18 protein-coding genes are annotated in these 16001 nt (G+C 54.2%); 11 read left to right on the top strand and 7 right to left on the bottom strand.

Annotated features, from left to right (window positions below; genetic code table 11):
• The first annotated feature begins 2 nt into the window (after nt 1-2).
• The 9 genes from D5366_RS01085 to D5366_RS01045 all read left to right on the top strand — a co-directional run bounded on the left by D5366_RS01085 (nt 3) and on the right by D5366_RS01045 (nt 8279).
• Nucleotides 3-458 carry a DNA polymerase III subunit chi gene (locus D5366_RS01085; protein WP_141491929.1) on the top strand — a complete coding sequence of 152 codons (456 nt, stop codon included), beginning with the start codon at nt 3-5 and terminating at the stop codon, nt 456-458.
• Between the two features lie 72 nt (nt 459-530).
• A complete protein-coding gene (locus tag D5366_RS01080) occupies nt 531-1376 on the top strand; it encodes an aldo/keto reductase (RefSeq protein WP_141491928.1) in 846 nt (281 codons plus the stop codon).
• A 52-nt stretch (nt 1377-1428) separates the two neighbouring features.
• On the top strand, nt 1429-2736 hold the full coding sequence (locus D5366_RS01075) for a hypothetical protein (RefSeq protein ID WP_141491927.1): 1308 nt from the start codon (nt 1429-1431) through the stop codon (nt 2734-2736).
• Nucleotides 2733-3629, top strand: coding sequence for a hypothetical protein (locus D5366_RS01070; RefSeq protein ID WP_141491926.1), 897 nt, complete (start codon nt 2733-2735; stop codon nt 3627-3629). Before D5366_RS01075 ends, D5366_RS01070 begins: the two co-directional genes overlap by 4 nt.
• Nucleotides 3626-4153 carry a hypothetical protein gene (locus D5366_RS01065; protein WP_141491925.1) on the top strand — a complete coding sequence of 176 codons (528 nt, stop codon included), beginning with the start codon at nt 3626-3628 and terminating at the stop codon, nt 4151-4153. The genes D5366_RS01070 and D5366_RS01065 overlap by 4 nt, the downstream gene beginning before the upstream one ends.
• A complete protein-coding gene (locus D5366_RS01060; RefSeq protein ID WP_141491924.1) occupies nt 4150-5286 on the top strand; it encodes a hypothetical protein in 1137 nt (378 codons plus the stop codon). The genes D5366_RS01065 and D5366_RS01060 overlap by 4 nt, the downstream gene beginning before the upstream one ends.
• Nucleotides 5283-6746 carry an NADH-quinone oxidoreductase subunit D-related protein gene (locus D5366_RS01055; protein WP_141491923.1) on the top strand — a complete coding sequence of 488 codons (1464 nt, stop codon included), beginning with the start codon at nt 5283-5285 and terminating at the stop codon, nt 6744-6746. The genes D5366_RS01060 and D5366_RS01055 overlap by 4 nt, the downstream gene beginning before the upstream one ends.
• Nucleotides 6743-7222 (top strand): NADH-quinone oxidoreductase subunit B family protein, encoded by a 480-nt coding sequence (locus D5366_RS01050; RefSeq protein WP_141491922.1) that lies wholly within the window; start codon nt 6743-6745, stop codon nt 7220-7222. The genes D5366_RS01055 and D5366_RS01050 overlap by 4 nt, the downstream gene beginning before the upstream one ends.
• 121 nt (nt 7223-7343) lie before the next feature.
• Nucleotides 7344-8279: an ROK family protein gene (locus D5366_RS01045; RefSeq protein ID WP_141491921.1), complete on the top strand. Its 936-nt coding sequence runs from the start codon at nt 7344-7346 to the stop codon at nt 8277-8279.
• Nucleotides 8280-8304: 25 nt separating this feature from the next.
• Here the strand turns inward: D5366_RS01045 and D5366_RS01040 are convergent, their stop codons facing one another.
• The 3 genes from D5366_RS01040 to D5366_RS01030 all read right to left on the bottom strand — a co-directional run bounded on the left by D5366_RS01040 (nt 8305) and on the right by D5366_RS01030 (nt 10632).
• Nucleotides 8305-9174 (bottom strand): CDP-alcohol phosphatidyltransferase family protein, encoded by an 870-nt coding sequence (locus tag D5366_RS01040; RefSeq protein WP_141491920.1) that lies wholly within the window; start codon nt 9172-9174, stop codon nt 8305-8307.
• Between the two features lie 23 nt (nt 9175-9197).
• Nucleotides 9198-9875, bottom strand: coding sequence for a phosphatidylserine decarboxylase (locus tag D5366_RS01035; RefSeq protein ID WP_141491919.1), 678 nt, complete (start codon nt 9873-9875; stop codon nt 9198-9200).
• Between the two features lie 118 nt (nt 9876-9993).
• On the bottom strand, nt 9994-10632 hold the full coding sequence (locus tag D5366_RS01030; protein WP_141491918.1) for a class I SAM-dependent methyltransferase: 639 nt from the start codon (nt 10630-10632) through the stop codon (nt 9994-9996).
• Between the two features lie 41 nt (nt 10633-10673).
• Between D5366_RS01030 and gloB the strand changes: the two genes are divergently transcribed.
• Both gloB and D5366_RS01020 read left to right on the top strand, forming a co-directional pair.
• A complete protein-coding gene (gene gloB, locus D5366_RS01025; RefSeq protein WP_141491917.1) occupies nt 10674-11381 on the top strand; it encodes a hydroxyacylglutathione hydrolase in 708 nt (235 codons plus the stop codon).
• A gap of 177 nt (nt 11382-11558) precedes the next feature.
• A complete protein-coding gene (locus tag D5366_RS01020) occupies nt 11559-11969 on the top strand; it encodes a hypothetical protein (protein ID WP_141491916.1) in 411 nt (136 codons plus the stop codon).
• A 50-nt stretch (nt 11970-12019) separates the two neighbouring features.
• On the opposite strand, the gene D5366_RS01015 is transcribed toward D5366_RS01020, so the two are convergent.
• The 4 genes from D5366_RS01015 to D5366_RS01000 all read right to left on the bottom strand — a co-directional run bounded on the left by D5366_RS01015 (nt 12020) and on the right by D5366_RS01000 (nt 15944).
• Nucleotides 12020-12175, bottom strand: coding sequence for a DUF2474 domain-containing protein (locus tag D5366_RS01015; protein ID WP_141491915.1), 156 nt, complete (start codon nt 12173-12175; stop codon nt 12020-12022).
• Nucleotides 12176-12199: 24 nt separating this feature from the next.
• Nucleotides 12200-13222, bottom strand: a complete 1023-nt coding sequence (gene cydB, locus D5366_RS01010) for a cytochrome d ubiquinol oxidase subunit II (RefSeq protein ID WP_141491914.1) — start codon at nt 13220-13222, stop codon at nt 12200-12202.
• Nucleotides 13223-13242: 20 nt separating this feature from the next.
• Nucleotides 13243-14667 carry a cytochrome ubiquinol oxidase subunit I gene (locus tag D5366_RS01005; protein ID WP_141491913.1) on the bottom strand — a complete coding sequence of 475 codons (1425 nt, stop codon included), beginning with the start codon at nt 14665-14667 and terminating at the stop codon, nt 13243-13245.
• Nucleotides 14668-14897: 230 nt separating this feature from the next.
• Nucleotides 14898-15944, bottom strand: a complete 1047-nt coding sequence (locus tag D5366_RS01000; RefSeq protein WP_141491912.1) for a DUF2125 domain-containing protein — start codon at nt 15942-15944, stop codon at nt 14898-14900.
• Between the last annotated feature and the right edge of the window lie 57 nt (nt 15945-16001).

The raw sequence follows: 16001 nt of genomic DNA, 5'->3' as shown, positions 1-16001 counted from the left end.
CAATGTCTTCAGCTGTTGAGATTGGTTTTTACCACCTGACACGCGCTACGTTAGAGCATGTTTTGCCGGCTTTGCTTGGTAAGACTCTGGACGTAGGGGAGCGGGCTGTTGTGTGCTGCACAAGCACAGAACAGGTCTCAGCACTGGATGCCAGTTTATGGGCCGCTAAAGAACCAATTTGGCTACCACATGGAACCGAAAAAACAGGCCATGCAGAATGGCAGCCAATTTGGCTCACGGCAGAAAGTGATGTCCCCAATGGGGCGAGATTCCTGTTTCGGATTGATGGTGCAGGACCTGAAGATTTAAAATCTTTTACACGTGTATTTGATGTTTTTGATGGCCATGACGAGCAGCAGGTCAAACGGGCGCGCCAGCGCTGGAAAGCTCTTAAAAGCGCAGGTCATAAGCTAGTTTATTGGAAGCAAGGCGAGAGAGGCTGGGCGAAAGCGGGTTAAAGCTAATGCTTTAATCACGGTCCGAACGAGCGTAGCGTCAAAGAGCAATCTGACACTTGTGGGAGATGCTCCATGAAAACCGTTACGTTCCGCAATGGCGTCACCGTTCCTGCATTGGGAATGGGGACCTGGAATGTGGGGGATACCCCGCAGAAGCGCCTCAAAGAAATTGAAAGCTTGAGAGCCGGCATCGAAGCCGGTCTGAAAGTGATTGATACGGCGGAGATGTACGGCGCAGGCCGTTCCGAAAAACTTGTCGGGGAGGCGATCAGCGATTGCCGCGATGAAGTGTTTCTTGTCAGCAAGGTTCTACCGTCAAATGCCTCATATGAGGGGACGCTCAGGGCTTGTACGCGCTCACTGCGTCATTTGGGCGTGGAAAGATTAGATCTCTACCTGCTCCATTGGGTTGGAGGAGAACCGTTGGAAGAAACGATCCGCGCATTCCAGACGTTGGAGGAGGACGGTCTGATTGGCGCGTGGGGTGTGTCCAACTTCGATGTCGCTGAGATGGATGAGGTCCACTCAGTGTCAGACGATTGTGCAGCAAATCAGATTTTGTACAGTTTGGAGCATCGGGGGGTAGAGTTTGATCTGCTGAGACGAGATCGTGAGGCTGGGGTGGTAACGATGGCCTATTCTCCCTTGGGTCAAGGAGGGGCGCTATTGCAGCAAAGTGCCCTCGCGCAAGTTGCGATGAAGCACGAAACATCTTTGGGGCCAGCGACGCCCGCACAAATTGCTCTTGCGTTTGTTTTGCGGGGCAATAATGTTTTGGCTATTCCGAAGGCTGGTCAGGTCGAACATGTCCGGTACAACATCGCGGCCCAAGAGATTAATTTGAGTGTTGAGGATATCGCCGTGCTTGATCGTGCTTTCCCTCCTCCTCGCCGCAAGCTATCTCTCGCAATGATTTGAAGGGGTTGGCATAAGTCCGCCCGTAACATTTAGTGATACGGGTGGAGTTCTAGTGGCGCTCATAGATTTTATTTGCCGCGATACAGTGCCTTACTGGCTTGCGGCTCCCGGTATTTGCGCGGCTCTGGGGGATGAGCGCCGCACGCGTGGTGCCGTATCACTTCTGTGCATTATTGGTCTGAGCGTGTTGATGTCTCCTGTTGTTGCCGCTCTGTTGTTGGGTGTGGTGACAGCTACGGGCGGGCGGGGTGCGCCTCCGTGGTGGCAGGTGCTCGCGCTTGGCATGCTTGTTTTGTTCCCCTCGCAAATTTGGGGAGTTGCGGCCTTCCTGCCTGTGCTGTTTTGGCCATGGATAACAGGGGATCGAGCGACGAATTACGCACGCTGGGTACGCGCGAATGAGGCGACTTTGCCCTGCGTCGCCAGCGTGGCCGCTGTGCTTGTCTGGAAGAATGGTGGATCAACTCCGCTCATCTCCGTGTTGCTGTGCTGCGTCTTAGCGGTGTTGCTGGCGCTTCGCACGGCGATGGGAGAGCGCGCTGATTTTGGCGCTGCTCGAATGATGCGGCCTGCTTTGTTGGTTGCGCTGGCAGGGGCTGCGCAGCACGAGGGCTTGGAGCCAGCGGCACAATCAGCACTGGTAGTGGGAGTACTGGACTTGGTGGTTCAGTGGCTTGGTTCTTGGCCAGCCCGTCATTGGAAAGCATTGAGGGTTTTGGCGCTGCCAGTTCCGCCAATGCCGGGTTTTGTCGTTCTGTGGGCGGGAATACATACAGCATTTGATTTGACGTCTGGGGCTGCGGGCTGGGCTGTCCCATCCATGGTTTGTGCACTGGTTCTTGGCGGGTTGGGCGTATTGGAGCTGTGGGAGATATGCGCGGGTAGGCGCACATCAAGTTCCATAACGCGTGTCGACGCGATGAAATTTTTCGGCATTATCGCCGCGCTTATGTTCCTATTGATTGGAGTGCAAAAATACTGGTTGGGAACTGCGGACGCGCCGCTTGCAGCCTATGGAGCGGGAGATGGTGCTTTTTTGCGTATTGGTGCTATGGCACTGATTATAAGTCTTTTTCTCTGGGTTTTTGTTCGCCGCAATCGTGGCGGCGCAACGCTGGGCTCGGGGTGGGTTTTGCCGGAAGGGACCATGCTGCCCGCTTTTAATCTGCGGCTGCCTTGGTCGTTACGGCGTATTGTTGTCGTGCTGCGGCGGTCTGGGCAGGACCTGATGAAGCTCAATGGACACAACGAGGCATTGTCATCGTTTATAGGTCCATTGCTGCGTGAAGGTGGTACTTCGTTAGGGTGGTGGTTAGTTGTTTTGGCTGTAATTCTGGCCGTTTTAGGGGCTCAAGCATGATAGGGCATTATGCATTTGCGGCTCTGGTATCTTTTCTGCAACTCGCTGTTTTTGTATTTTTTTCTCCCGTTTTGTCGTGGTGCTTGCGTGATGCCCCGCAATGGCTGATGGGGCGTGCCGTAGCCCCGCTACGTTGGCGCGGCTTTTGGTCCGGCTGGGGCATGATGTGGGGACGGCGCTTGTCCGTTTTGCAGGCCTTTACGCTCATCGTGGCCTTGATCGCGTCGCTTAGCCTGCCTTTTTTGAGCGCAGATAATCTTTTATCGGGGTTGGCTGACCCTTTGGTTCTGGGCTGCTTACTACTTGCTGGGCGCCTAGCTTTGACATCTGAAGCGCTGTGGGACGGTGCGCAGCCAGCAGCTGTGGTGCTTTTACGTGTTGAATGGCGTTATGCCGGGCTTGGGTTAATTATTCTTGGTGCTACCGAGGCCCTGATTGCTTTGGCGGCGCCGGGTAGTGATGGCCTTTCGGGTTTATGCGCCAATTTGCAGGTAGAGCCAGTACCTGGGTTAGAAGGGGCACTTGCTTGTATTGCTGTTGCACTGGCCGTCGCGTGCCCGCCTTTACGGCCTTTGCCGCCGGGGCGAGGGTTAGAGCGTGGGGCAAGTGACGTCCGGTTTGAGGTGGATATGGCGCGGCATATAGCTGCGTTACTCGATAGTGCTTGGTTCTTGCTGCTGATTGATATCGGTTTGCCGGGTTTAATTGGCACGTTTGATGGTACGTTTTTATCGTGGTGTTTGGCACCGGCGGGGCTTCTCGCGCGCCTGTCGGTTGGGTTGGTTATTGTAAATCTTTTGCGTGTAATAAAGCAGGAGCGCGTTGGTCGAGTTGCTGTTCTCTTTATTGGGATGGCGTTGTTGCTGGCATTATCAGGAAGGGCTGCGACGTGATCCTCTGTTTCGGGATATTATTGCTTCTTGGGCTCGCAAGTATTGGGCGTGATGGACGTAGCTTGCCGTTTTACGGTGTTTTATGCGCCTTGAGCGGCGGGACTGTGAGCAGCGGTTTATTGTGGCTCACAACTGCTGCGGCTCTTTTGGTGTTGTCCATAGGAACTTGGCGATGGTTGCAACAATTTGCCCCGCACAGGCCTGAGCGTGAGGCTATTTGGCCCATCATCGGTGCAATGGTTTTGTTGCTGGCATTGGGGTTGAGTGGTGCCACGCTTGGTTTGGCGGCAACCTTGGCAACAGGGGTGGTTTTGACTGGGTTATGCGGGGCAGTAAGCGGGCCCGTTCTTGTGCAATTCTCGGGCTTCATACGTGCAGCATGTGGCTTACTTGTTCTGGCATGTGTGCTTCACTCGTGGTTTTTCCTGGTCGCCAGTATTGCGTTGTCTGTTGTGTTTTTTGTGTTCGGCCTTGTCCTGTTGCCGCGTTTGGCATGGCGGCGTGTTGAAGGGGACTTGGTATGATTAATGCAGGGCCAGCCAGTCTTCTTTTCGCGGTAACATTATGGCCGTGGTTGGCTGCATTTCTCTTGTATTTGACGCCTGCTTCACGACAGATCAGCACGGCAATGACCTTTGCTGTTGCAGGTGGGGTCTTGACGCCGTTTGCCGTGTGGTTACTGCCCGGGAATGATCCGCTAGCAGCAGGCTGCTCTTGCCTTGTGAGTTTCGTTCCTTTGCTTGTGCTGCGCGCTGGGGATGATCATTACGTCGGCAAAGGGATGGTTTTTTCTTTTGCGGTCGTTGGCTGTGCCTTACAGGCCTTGAATATACGCGATGTTTTTGCAGTCACCGCTCTGTGCGGTACCGGCCTTGTTCTATCAGCATGGCGTGCAGCAAGCAGGGCGCAACGGGCATCTTTTGTGTGGGATATGACCCGAAGTCGCCTCGCAGGTGTGGTAGTGGCGGCTCTGGGGGCGGCGTGGCTGGCCCTGGGGCGTCAAGCAGGTGTAGGGACGGAAACAGGGCTAGGTGGCGGAAGCGTGCTGGGTGGAGTTTTCCTCGCGGCGGGGTTGGGAATGATGGCAGGGTTGGGGCCATCCCCAGTCCCTGAGGAGCACGAGGACACTGCTGAAAATCTACTAGAGGTTGCTTTGCGTTTCGCCGCAATCGTATTAATCTGGAGATTAAATACCGCACCATTAGTACGAGAAATTATCCTCGCAGCGGGTTTCGTCACGCTTTTAATGATGAGTTCGCGCCGGCAGAAGACACCCATTGGGTTGTTAAGCGGCCTTGTCGGGTTGGCTGCAATCGCTGCGGCTTTTGGTACAGGGAACGCTGTTGTTTTGTTGTGCTTTTCAGCGCTTCTGCTTGCTGCAGGACCGCGTTGGATTAACAATGAATATCTTTTGCTGTTAGGGGCAGGGGCGCCGCCGTCTCCTGTTTTCGTAGCTTTTTTAGCGCTTGGCCTTGCTTTGCCCTTGAGTTGGAGCGTTGCGCTCTTTGTTGTGTGGCTACCTGCATTATTACGAATACGGAAAGACTATCACCGAGCAGGATTGGCTATGAGCCGGTTTGATATTGGGGTTTTGGCTATGGGGCTGGCGAGTGCTCTGCTATTGCAATGGCATCCTGAGCCGGTGTGGAGACCATGATACCATTAACGCAAATGGGGCGGTTGGTGCGTGAGGGGGAGCTTCAGGCGCACAGGCATTTTTCAGTTGATAGCGCCACTTGGAGCCGTTTGTGGCATATGCCAGAGAGCGGTCTGCCTCTTGTCTCCTTCTGGGCGGACGAACACCGCGCTTATGCAATGCTGCTGGAGGGAGACCAGCCACTTCTGGTGAGCGTACCCGTTGAGGAAAAACGCTATGTTGGTCCTTCTTTGCGTTACGGCATGGCAGAATGGGGCGAGCGCGTGGCCTTTGACCTTTACGGCGTGGAAGCAATGGATGTGCCGGGGGATGGGCGGTCAGCCTTAGACGGTGGTTCATGGGATGTAACATGGCCTTTAGCCGAGCGGCCCGGCCCCGGCAGTGGGCATATTGCAGGGTCTACAATCAATAAGCGGTTGTGGATTGACGGAAATGGTTTGACGAGTGTCTTCGGTGTTGTTCTGGACGAAGCCAATGGTGGTGTGGAGCTGGAAAAATGTGAAGCCGGATTGGGGCATCGCGGGGTTATTGGAGAAATAATCGGGCGTACGCCCGAGGATGCTTTTTCTGTTGTCTCAAGAATCTCTGCTGGCGGATATGTAGCCTACCCCCTCGCACTGGCTCGTGCGCTTGTGCATGCGGAAGGGCGCAGCATCGAGCCTGCCATTCGGGATGGCTGGATGGTACTGTTGGAAATTGAGCGTGTATCTGTGCATTTGCACGATGTGATGCAGACGGCGCAGGCCATGGATGCGGGGCTGTTGGCCACGCATTGCGCGCATGCGCGTGAGGCACTTGCTGAAGTTTGCGCTGCGCATGGGGCCACGCGGCGTTTGACGGACTGTGTGCAAAAAGAAGGCTATCGTAAGGGATTGGAGGTAGTGCCGCTCGCACAGGCTGTGCTGGATGTCATGAAGCCGCGTCTCGCTAAATTAGCGTTACTTGTTGATGTTTACGCCCCACGTTTGGCTGGCGTGGCACCCGTTTCGACTGAAGCAGCCAAAGAATATGCTATTGGAGGGCCGGTAGGGCGCAGTAGTGGGCGCAGCCTTGATTTGCGGCGCGCCGAAAATGGAATGCGTTTGGACGCGCTCAGGTCAACTGGCTCCAGCGCAGGAGATGCGAAGGCCCGTCAGACAACCCGTATGACTGAAATTTTTGATGCGTTGCGTTTGCTTGAGCGGATACTCGGCAGTTTTGGTTTGGGGGAGGCTAATTACCCGCATCCTCCAGTGCCCGGTACTATCACAAGAGAGGGTGTGGGCACGGCCGAGGGGGCCCGTGGTGACATCTGGGCGTGGGTTCGTTTGAAAGACGGAATTATTGACGCTGTTCATTTGAGGGACCCTGTCATGCCACTGATGCCTGCGTTAGGGCGCGCTTTAAAAGGGACAGATGCAGCGTCGCTTCCATTAGCGCTGAGATCGTTTGGGCTATCGCTTGCAGGGTTGGCTCAATGAAGAGCCGTGCTCTAGGTATCATAGAAGCGTTTTTGGATGCACATCGTTGGCGAGCGCATGCGCCAGTAGGTGCGGCGGGGGCTTTGCCGGTCAACGTGTATTTTCTTGAGACGGGAAGCTGTGAAGGTTGTGCGATGGAACTGGAGGCTCTTTGTGGAGGGGGCTATGCTTTGGAGCAGGCAGGTTTCAGGCGCGTTCATAGGGCAGAAGACGCAGATTGGCTGCTGGTGACCGGGACTATTTCTCGGCGCTGCGCTGAAAGATTAGACCAAGTGTGGCGTGCTATGCCCGCAGGGCGCTGTCTGATTGCGATTGGGCGTTGTGCAATAGACGGCGGGCCGTTTGGAAAGAGTTATGCCACTTTGGGTGGATTGTCTGGCCTGACGCGGGTTCAGCGGGCTGTGCATGGCTGCCCACCTGAACCGAGAGCTATTTTAGCGGCTTTGATAGGCTTTAGAGACGGCATTACGTCATAGTCGCGCGAATTTGTGCGGTAAAAATGCGTCCTAGCCCTTCCGAAGTACACAGGATCGTCGCATAAGCAGCATGTGTTTTTAAAGCAACCGACGTTTGGACCTTTCAGGTACGGGGTACACGATGGCTGATTATCGTCTTGGTATTGATCTTGGTGGAACGAAGATCGAGATTGCAGCGCTCAACCGGCAGGGCGACTTGGTCCTGCGCGAGCGCATTCCTAACCCGGGTGTTTACCCCGAAATGGTTGTGGCTATCCGTGATCTAGTTTCAGCTGTAGATCATCGTTTGGCTGCTGTACCGAGCCATCGGGTATCGGCCGGCCAGCATACATCCACTTTGGGAATTGGCATTCCGGGCTCTATTTCGCCAGAGACAGGCCTGATCAAAAACGCAAATGCGACGTGGCTGAATAATCAGCCTTTCGGTCAGGACTTGGAGTCGGCTCTGGCTCGCCCTGTGCGGACCGAGAACGACGCAAACTGCTTCGCTTTATCTGAAGCGGCAGATGGCGCTGGCAAGGGTGCTACAACCGTTTTCGGTATCATCGTTGGCACCGGCATGGGGTCAGGCATTGTAAACCGTGGACGTGTGCTTGAAGGTCAACATCATATTGCGGGTGAGTGGGGTCATATTCCGCTACCATGGCCTGCACAGGATGACCTGCCTGCACGTACATGCTTCTGTGGCAACACAGGCTGTATGGAGCGTTATCTCTGCGGTCCGGCTCTTGCGGCTGACTGGCTGGGCGAAGGCAACCGAAATACGGCGGGAATTGAAGAAGCTGCAAAGAACGGTGACCAAGCTGCAATCGCAGCGCTAAACCGTTACATGGAGCGATTCGCACGTGCATGTGCGTTGGCCATTAACTTCCTAGACCCGAACGTGATTGTTGTGGGTGGTGGAATTTCTAATTTGAAATCGTTGTATGAGCGTGTTCCGGGCCTGTTGGGCAAACACGTCATTACTCCCACATGCACAACACCGATCGTAAAAAATGTCCACGGGGACAGTTCAGGTGTACGCGGTGCAGCGTGGCTATGGGACGTAACAGAGTAAGTATCTTTTTACGAGGCGCCCGCTTTTAAGCGGGCGTTTCGTCTTCTACGCGCTCAGTCATTTCTTCCGCAGCTTGACGCAAGCGACGGTGCGAGCGGCGGGAGAATGGCAGCATTATTAGATAAATGATGCCAGCACTCGCAAGTGCGCCCCACGGGTCAGCAACCAAGAACCCTGCAAACAGCACTGTGCCCAGCAAAAGGGGAAGAACATAGCGCGATGGGACTTTGAAGTTTTTAAACGACCACACAGGGATCGTCGAAACTAACAGCATGCCCGTAAGGGCCAAGCATAGCGCCGAAACGATTGGTGCGTGGGCGAAAGCTGATAACGCTGGCATGTCAAAACGGTCAGCTTCCAACCCTAAAAAGATTGGAAAGAGCACGACGCCAGCGCCAGCTGGGGCGGGCACACCAGTGAAAAAATTCGCTGAATAATCCGGCTTGTCGTCATCATCCAGAGCCGCATTAAAGCGTGCAAGGCGTAGAGCCATGCAGACTGTGAACATCATGCAAGGAATGAAGGCGTAGCGCCCTGCGTCTTGCAAAGACCACATCAGCAGCGCGAAAGAAGGTGCGACGCCAAAACAGACAAAGTCTGAGAGGCTGTCGAATTCTGCACCGAAGCGAGAAGTGCCGCGTAGTAGGCGAGCAATTCGACCGTCTAAGCCATCAATACATGCGGCAATGAGGAGAGCGATAACGGCTTTCTGAAAGTTATGTTCCAGAGCAAAGCGCATACCGCTCAAGCCAGCGCAGAGCCCCAACATTGTTAAAATATTGGGGATCAGCCGGTTAAAGGACGGGCCGCGCACACGTACGCGTGCAGGGCGCCCCATGCGGCGAAGGCGGCGGCGGATGCGCCGTTTTTGGCGTGGGGTTGGTGAAGCGTGCATAGCTGCGCGGGCGTCCTGTTTCATTACAGCCGTGCGAGGACGGTTTCACCGCCGGTCATCGTTTGGCCTTTTGCAACTAATGGCTCTACGCCAGCAGGCAGGTACACATCTGTACGGGAGCCAAAGCGGATAAGGCCAAAGCGTTCGCCAGCTTCGACGGCATCACCTTCGTGGACGAAACACAGAATGCGGCGTGCAATAAGGCCTGCGATCTGGACTACGCCAATATTGCGGCCATCAGCCAGCGTCAGGCGTAGTTCGTTACGCTCATTGTGCTCAGATGCCTTGTCGAGGCTTGCGTTCAGGAATTTGCCTGCGTGGTACGCAATCTTCGTTACTTTGCCAGCGGCAGGCATACGGTTGATGTGCACATCCAAAACGGACAGGAAAATTGAAACACGCCAGACTGGTGTGTTGCCCATTTCAAGCGCAGCAGGTGGTGCAACGAGAGAAATACCGGTCACGCGGCCATCGGCGGGTGCGATGACAAGGCTCTCATCTTGCGGCGGGAAGCGCTTGGGATCGCGGAAGAAGTAAAGGCAAAAAGCGGAGAATGCCAAACCTGCTTTGCCGACGGCGCGGGTAGCACGCCATGGGGTAAGGCGGCCCAGAAGGGCTACAGCTGTGCCAGCTGCGAGGAAGGGGGTCGCGGCGCGGTGAGGCGGCGAGAGAACGAGCTTCAAAGATTGTATAAGAGACATGGTTCACTCTTTGGCGGTGCTGGGCTGGTGGGTCAAGATGAAGAAGGGTCTTGATGGCTCCAAGCCGCAGCTGTGATGTGTCGGGCCGTTGGCACAACTTTGTGCCCAACGGGTAATGCTAAGCCAGCGTACAGGTTCTTGCGCACGACGAGAAGATGCAGCCCTGCAAGGGTGGAGGGGAGATATGCGGCAAAGCGCTCAAAAAGCCTGCCGGAGCTGTGTTTGAGAAGGCAGGGGGGGTTATAAGCGCCGAACGCTTAACGTCTGTTTTAAAAAGACTTTGTGTGAGTAATTTTTGAATCTGACCCGTGCTAAAAGGAGTTCCGTGGCCGAAAGGTGTACGATCAGAGTGCGCCCATAACCCGGAGCGGTTGGGTACAATCAGTATAAGGTACCCGTCATCTGTCAGCGCCTTCCACAGTGCGCGGAGCAATTCCGGGGGAGAGGGCGCAAATTCCAAAGCATGAATGGCAAAAATAAGCGGCACGGAGCAATCATCAAAAGGTAAGCGCGTTGTATCAACTACGCATTCACGTTGCGACGTTTTGTTGTGAAATGAGTGGGCTGGCCGCGCCAGAATAGTGTGCTCAGGCAGTGAGGAGGCGTAAGGTGAGGCATCGCCTATGCCAATGGCGCGTGAGCATGGAGGCAAATGCAGGCTGTTAAGATGGCGTTGAATTAGGGTTTGTACCCTTTGCCCGATCGGCGTGTTGTAAAACGCAGTGGTATCCGGGGGCTGAGGCCTGTGTGTCTGCATGGGTCTTGTTTAGCGTTTTGCGACGAAGAAAGGAAACGATCATGTCATACCAAGTGCAAGCGATTCCGGTGCTCAGTGATAATTATGCATGGCTTGTCACGTGCCCTGGTGGGGAAAGAATTCTGGTGGATCCCGGATGTGCTGAAGACTGTATGAAAGTTTTGGATGAGGGGCGCCTTGATTGGATCTTACTAACGCATCACCACGCGGATCATACCGGCGGAACAGATATTCTGCGTGAACGATATGGCGCAGAAGTGATCGGAGCTGGAACAGCCCGTATGCCTCAATTAGACCGAGAGGTCCGGGGTGGGGATGTTTTTGATTGTGGGTTGAGTGTTCAAGTCTTTGCAACTCCGGGTCACGCTATCGGCCATGTCTCATACTTCATGCCCCAGATACCCGCTTTGTTTTGTGGCGATGTTCTGTTCAGCGTTGGCTGCGGGCGTTTGCTCGAAGGAAGTGCAGACGAATTATTTAAGAGCATACGTCTATTCGACGCATTGCCAGATGAGACATTATTGTGTGCAGGGCATGAATACACGGAATCCAACATTCGTTTTGCCCGGCAAATCGAGCCTGAAAATGCGGCTTTGAAGGCATACGAAAGTAGCGTTTTTGCACTTCGTACGGAGGGGCGCCCAAGTTTGCCGACTTATCTGGGCTTGGAGCGTCAGGTTAATCCATTTCTTCGCGCGCCGACGGTGGAGAGCTTTGCTGAGTTACGCCGCGCTAAAGACGCTAGCTGAAAGATGACTGCGTTTTTAATGCGCAAAAGCGGGTGTGACTGTTAAGATTTTTACAAACCTGCAAGACCATATCGTCCTTTCTCAGGAGGGGGGCGGCATGAATCTTCTCCAAAAGAAGAGATACGCCCTCAAAGCTTCAGGATCACAAGGTGGCGCCGTGCCGCGTATGGAGGTTTCATGTCGAAGGGAGTCGTGCGTGCGGTGTGTTTTAGCGTTTTGTGCATGCAATGCGTGTCTATGCATGTAGTCAGTGCGCGCAGTACAAATGTAAAGCGGCAGGGCATTAATCTTTTTGTTGCTCCCAACATCAAAGCAGATTTCCTAGACCATTCTGGGCCGTCTCTGCATGGGGATGTGCTGTCGCATTCAACGGTACGTGAGCCGCCAATGCATTACACTGTTGCGGGGCGAGTGGTGCAGTGGTGGAAGAAGAGCGTTGCTGCATTGTTTGGTGGGCATCAACTGCCCGGAACAGAAGCTTCGCTGCATGATCCCGTAACAGGATCTTCTGTTGGGAAATTTGGAGCAGCCTACACGATTGCAGGGCCAATGGGCGGTGGCAGTTACCGCACGCCGGGCGGGCATTAAGACTAACAAAAAACCCCATTCCTTTAATAGGAATGGGGTTTTCACGGACCTTAATGCATCCCTGAGAAGATAATTTTCTTCAGGAGCTCTGCGGTGCAACTCACGACGGCGACGCCGCCAATCCAGAAGAACAGGAGCCAACCGACGCGTTTAAGCCAAGCGAAGGTTCCTTTGCCCTCTGTAGGGCGACCATACTCAATCTTCATCGTGAGCGCTCCCTCATGGATGCCTTAGTGGTAGTGATGATCTGCCGTTACCTTCCCGCGGAACACGTAGTAAGAGTAGACTGTGTACGCAAGGATGATTGGCAGCAGGAACATCGCACCGACCAGCAAGAAAGCTTGAGATTGTGGTGGTGATGACGCTTCCCAGATGGTGATCGATGGCGGAACAATGTTCGGCCAGATATTGATGCCTAAGCCTGTAAAGCACAGGAAGAACAGCAGCAGAGTTGCGACGAATGGAAGCAACTGTGAGGGTGCATGGCGCAGGCCAAGGAACAGCCCCGCTGCGACAACAACCGTAGCAACTGGTACCGGAGCAATCAGCGCAATTTGCGGCCAGACCAACCAACGATCCATGTAGGTCGTGTGGAGGTTCAGCGTCCAGACTGAAACGATCACGATGCACAAGAGCATTAATACGCCGAGGCCGTAAGAAGCACGGCGCATTGTCTTTTGCAGTTCACCTTCACAGCGCCAGATCAACCATGTCGAACCCAACAAGGTGTATCCGATGGTGACCGCGAGGCCGCAGAACAGTGCGAACGGCGTAAACCAGTCAAATGGCGTACCTACGAAAACATGGTTTTTCGTTGGGATGCCCTGAACCAGCGTACCGAGAATAATACCCTGCATAAAGGACGCCACGATAGAACCACCGCAGAACGCGCTGTCCCAAAGGAACTGGCTTGCGGATGATTTCATCTTGAAGCGGAACTCAAAACCAACGCCGCGCAGGATGAGGGCTAAGAGCATGAACAGGATGGGCAGGTAAAGTGCCGGAAGGATTGTTCCGTAGGCAACGGGGAAAACGCCGTACAGCGTTGCCCCGCCAAAAATCATCCAGGTCTCGTTGCCGTCCCAGACAGGGGCGACAGTGTTAACCATGACGTTACGGTGGTCGTGGTTCCGTTCCTTAAGGAACAGAACCCCGATCCCGAGGTCGAAACCGTCAAGGACAACGTATTGGAAGATGGCGGTGGCCGCGAGGACGGCCCACACCACGGGAAGCCAGTAGGCTGATTCTATCATCGTTTTCTCTCTCTGACTTCTTACTCAGCCAGGCTGTGGCTGCGGGGGTGGTGAGAGACTTGCGTGGTGCCAGCAGACATGTGTGGCTGATGCTCGTCTGGACCTTCTTCGTTGTTATGAGGCTCATGACGGAATGCATTCAGCAGGATGCCCATGCCGCCTACGAAAACGATGAAGTACACAATGACGAAGGCAACCATCGATGTTTCGATGCTGCCGAGAGCAACCGGAGAGGCACTTTCGTCTGTGCGCAGCAAGCCATAGACCGTGAAAGGTTGGCGTCCAACTTCAGTCGTAATCCAGCCGCAGAGTAGAGCGATGAAGCCGGCAGGGGACATCAGCAATGCTACGCGATGGAGCAGTTTTGAGTCGTACAACCGGCCTTTCCAGCGCAGCAGCAGCGACCAGACACCGACCAGAGCCATCAGCATACCCAGCGCAACCATGATGCGGAAGGAGAAGAAGAGCAGTGGTGAGTATGGGCGCATTTCCTTTGGATAGTCTTTAAGGCCTGGCACTTTACCGTCGAGGCTGTGTGTCAGGATCAAAGAACCAACCAGTGGAAGCTCCACACGGTACTTCGTTGTTTCAGTTTCCATGTCCGGAATACCGAACAGGATTTCTGGTGCGCGACCTTCAGATTCCCAGTCGCCTTCCATGGCTGCAATCTTAGCAGGCTGGTATTCAAGGGTGTTCAGGCCTTGTGTGTCACCTGCGAGCACCTGGATGGGAGACACGATAGCTGCCAGCCACATGGCCATTGAGAACATCAGGCGCACTTGCTCGGACGGCTCACGGCCTTCACGGCGAGCCTTGAGCAGGTGCCAGCCACCTACACCTGCAACGATGAATGCAACGCAGAGGAATGCAGCTAGACCCATGTGTACCAAGCGGTACGGGAAAGATGGGTTGAAGATGATCTGCAGCCAATCTTTCGGCAGGAAGCGGCCTGTTGCTTCGTCAATGATGTAGCCTTGTGGCGTCTGCATCCACGAGTTGGATGACAAGATCCACGACATGGAGATCAGCGTGCCGATGGACACCATGCAGGTTGAGCCAAAGTGCAGGCCCTTACCAACGCGGTTAAGACCGAACATCATGACGCCAAGGAAGCCTGCTTCCAAGAAGAACGCGGTCATAACTTCGTAGGCAAGCATTGGGCCGAGGACCGGTCCGGCTTTCTGCGAGAACTGAGACCAGTTCGTACCGAATTCGTAGGACATGACCAGCCCGGAAACCACGCCCATCGCGAAGACGATGGCGAAGATTTTGAGCCAGTACTTGAAGAGGTCGAGATAGGCGCCGCGACCGGTCTTCAGCCATAGGCCTTCGAGAACGGCAAGATAGGCAGCTAGCCCGATTGAGAAAGCCGGGAATACAATGTGAAACCCGACTGTGAACGCGAATTGAAATCGCGCCAAGAATAAAGCGGATAGGCCAAACATAGCCTTTAAGCCTCCTGGTTAGTCGGCAGATCGGCATAGTGAGGCGGCCTGGCCCCGTTATACCGAGATCGCGTCATGGGCGTAACGGCATCGCGCTATAACGGTTTCCACAGGGTGAAAACGCCCTATAACGGACTCCGCGTCATCATAGTGATCAGGATGCTCGCCAGAAGGAGAGTGGTCCCAACCACTCTGAAGATTTGATTCAAATCAAAACTATGAGAGGTCGTTTACTCCTCCTCTGTTTTTGCGTCAATTTTTCGTGTGCTCATTTTGAGAAAAAATTCTAAAATTTGAGCCTGTGGTTCCCCTCTTAAGACTTGAATTTGCACGGATAAAGGGGTTTCAGGCTGAGACATAATTTGATTAGATGTGACGAAAAATGAATTTAGTTTTTCTTGAATATCGAGTGGAAGCGAAGACCGACTCTGTTCTGCTTTAAGGGCCGCTTGTGCAGCTGCGCGCCAGTGCGGGAGGGTCACGCTTACGCTCCCGTTAAGTTCAGGCAATCGGAGTTCTCCTGAAACGCCCAAGTCGATGGGGCCAAACGGCGTGTCCACGACCAGAGATGAGAGTGGAATGCGTAAAGTGCCAGATGTCGGGCTTTTGGCGTCTATGGGGTGCGGTACAGTCAATGTCGTGGACCACTCCAAATGAGTGATTTTGCTTAAATACGGCACATCGCTCGTTCCCAACGGACTGCCAGCGCGCAAACCATAAACAGGATTATCCGTGGAGCTTTGGGCGGGGCAGAGCATGGCAAGGCTGGGTTTTGAGAGCGTTAAACTATGGGTAAAATCGGGTGACGTAATGCCGATGCTCAGTGCTGGGGCTGTGAAAAAAAACAGAGGCTTTCCAGTTGATACGGTCAAAATTGCATCATGGCTGAGAAAGGTTAGAGCCTTATCAGCATAAATCAGGCGCGCGGCCTGAGCGCCAATGAGTTGTATCGAGTGTGGATGACGCAAGATGGAAAACCAGTTGCCACCAAACTCCGCACCTGTGCCCCTCCATGCAACGGAAAAGCCGCTTTTCGTATCGTTCAGAGTAGCGCTGATGTTTGAAAATCTTAGCTTAGAGCTAAATGGCCCACCGCTGCTTTTTTTGGATTGGTAATTGATCGTCCAGCCTTGCGCGCGTGCCTCAGCAATCAGAGCCTCGGCTCGTGCTGCGAAAATATGCTGAGTTGTGATCCAGCCTGTCCAGCCAAGTGCGCAAAGTAGTAGAGCAAGGACCGCTGTTAAACGGAGCGTATGAATGCTGCGTGAATATTGCATTACTGTGTCAATAGCGGGGTTTAGATGAGGATCGGGTGGTATGTTTTCTCGCAGACA

The sequence above is a fragment of the Neokomagataea tanensis genome, assembly GCF_006542335.1.
Classification (GTDB): Bacteria; Pseudomonadota; Alphaproteobacteria; order Acetobacterales; family Acetobacteraceae; genus Gluconobacter; species Gluconobacter tanensis.
This window is presented reverse-complemented; position numbering and strand designations above follow the sequence as displayed.

Excerpts from the sequence above, each read along its gene's own strand:
- D5366_RS01070 (WP_141491926.1), top strand. The coding sequence starts at position 2,733 with ATGATAGGGCATTATGCATTTGCGGCTCTGGTATCTTTTCTGCAACTC.
- D5366_RS01000 (WP_141491912.1), bottom strand. The coding sequence starts at position 15,944 with ATGCAATATTCACGCAGCATTCATACGCTCCGTTTAACAGCGGTCCTT.
- cydB (WP_141491914.1), bottom strand. The coding sequence starts at position 13,222 with ATGATAGAATCAGCCTACTGGCTTCCCGTGGTGTGGGCCGTCCTCGCG.
- D5366_RS01050 (WP_141491922.1), top strand. The coding sequence starts at position 6,743 with ATGAAGAGCCGTGCTCTAGGTATCATAGAAGCGTTTTTGGATGCACAT.
- D5366_RS01055 (WP_141491923.1), top strand. The coding sequence starts at position 5,283 with ATGATACCATTAACGCAAATGGGGCGGTTGGTGCGTGAGGGGGAGCTT.
- D5366_RS01005 (WP_141491913.1), bottom strand. The coding sequence starts at position 14,667 with ATGTTTGGCCTATCCGCTTTATTCTTGGCGCGATTTCAATTCGCGTTC.
- D5366_RS01045 (WP_141491921.1), top strand. The coding sequence starts at position 7,344 with ATGGCTGATTATCGTCTTGGTATTGATCTTGGTGGAACGAAGATCGAG.
- D5366_RS01015 (WP_141491915.1), bottom strand. The coding sequence starts at position 12,175 with ATGAAGATTGAGTATGGTCGCCCTACAGAGGGCAAAGGAACCTTCGCT.
- D5366_RS01085 (WP_141491929.1), top strand. The coding sequence starts at position 3 with ATGTCTTCAGCTGTTGAGATTGGTTTTTACCACCTGACACGCGCTACG.
- D5366_RS01035 (WP_141491919.1), bottom strand. The coding sequence starts at position 9,875 with ATGTCTCTTATACAATCTTTGAAGCTCGTTCTCTCGCCGCCTCACCGC.
- D5366_RS01060 (WP_141491924.1), top strand. The coding sequence starts at position 4,150 with ATGATTAATGCAGGGCCAGCCAGTCTTCTTTTCGCGGTAACATTATGG.
- D5366_RS01020 (WP_141491916.1), top strand. The coding sequence starts at position 11,559 with ATGTCGAAGGGAGTCGTGCGTGCGGTGTGTTTTAGCGTTTTGTGCATG.
- gloB (WP_141491917.1), top strand. The coding sequence starts at position 10,674 with ATGTCATACCAAGTGCAAGCGATTCCGGTGCTCAGTGATAATTATGCA.
- D5366_RS01080 (WP_141491928.1), top strand. The coding sequence starts at position 531 with ATGAAAACCGTTACGTTCCGCAATGGCGTCACCGTTCCTGCATTGGGA.
- D5366_RS01040 (WP_141491920.1), bottom strand. The coding sequence starts at position 9,174 with ATGCACGCTTCACCAACCCCACGCCAAAAACGGCGCATCCGCCGCCGC.
- D5366_RS01030 (WP_141491918.1), bottom strand. The coding sequence starts at position 10,632 with ATGCAGACACACAGGCCTCAGCCCCCGGATACCACTGCGTTTTACAAC.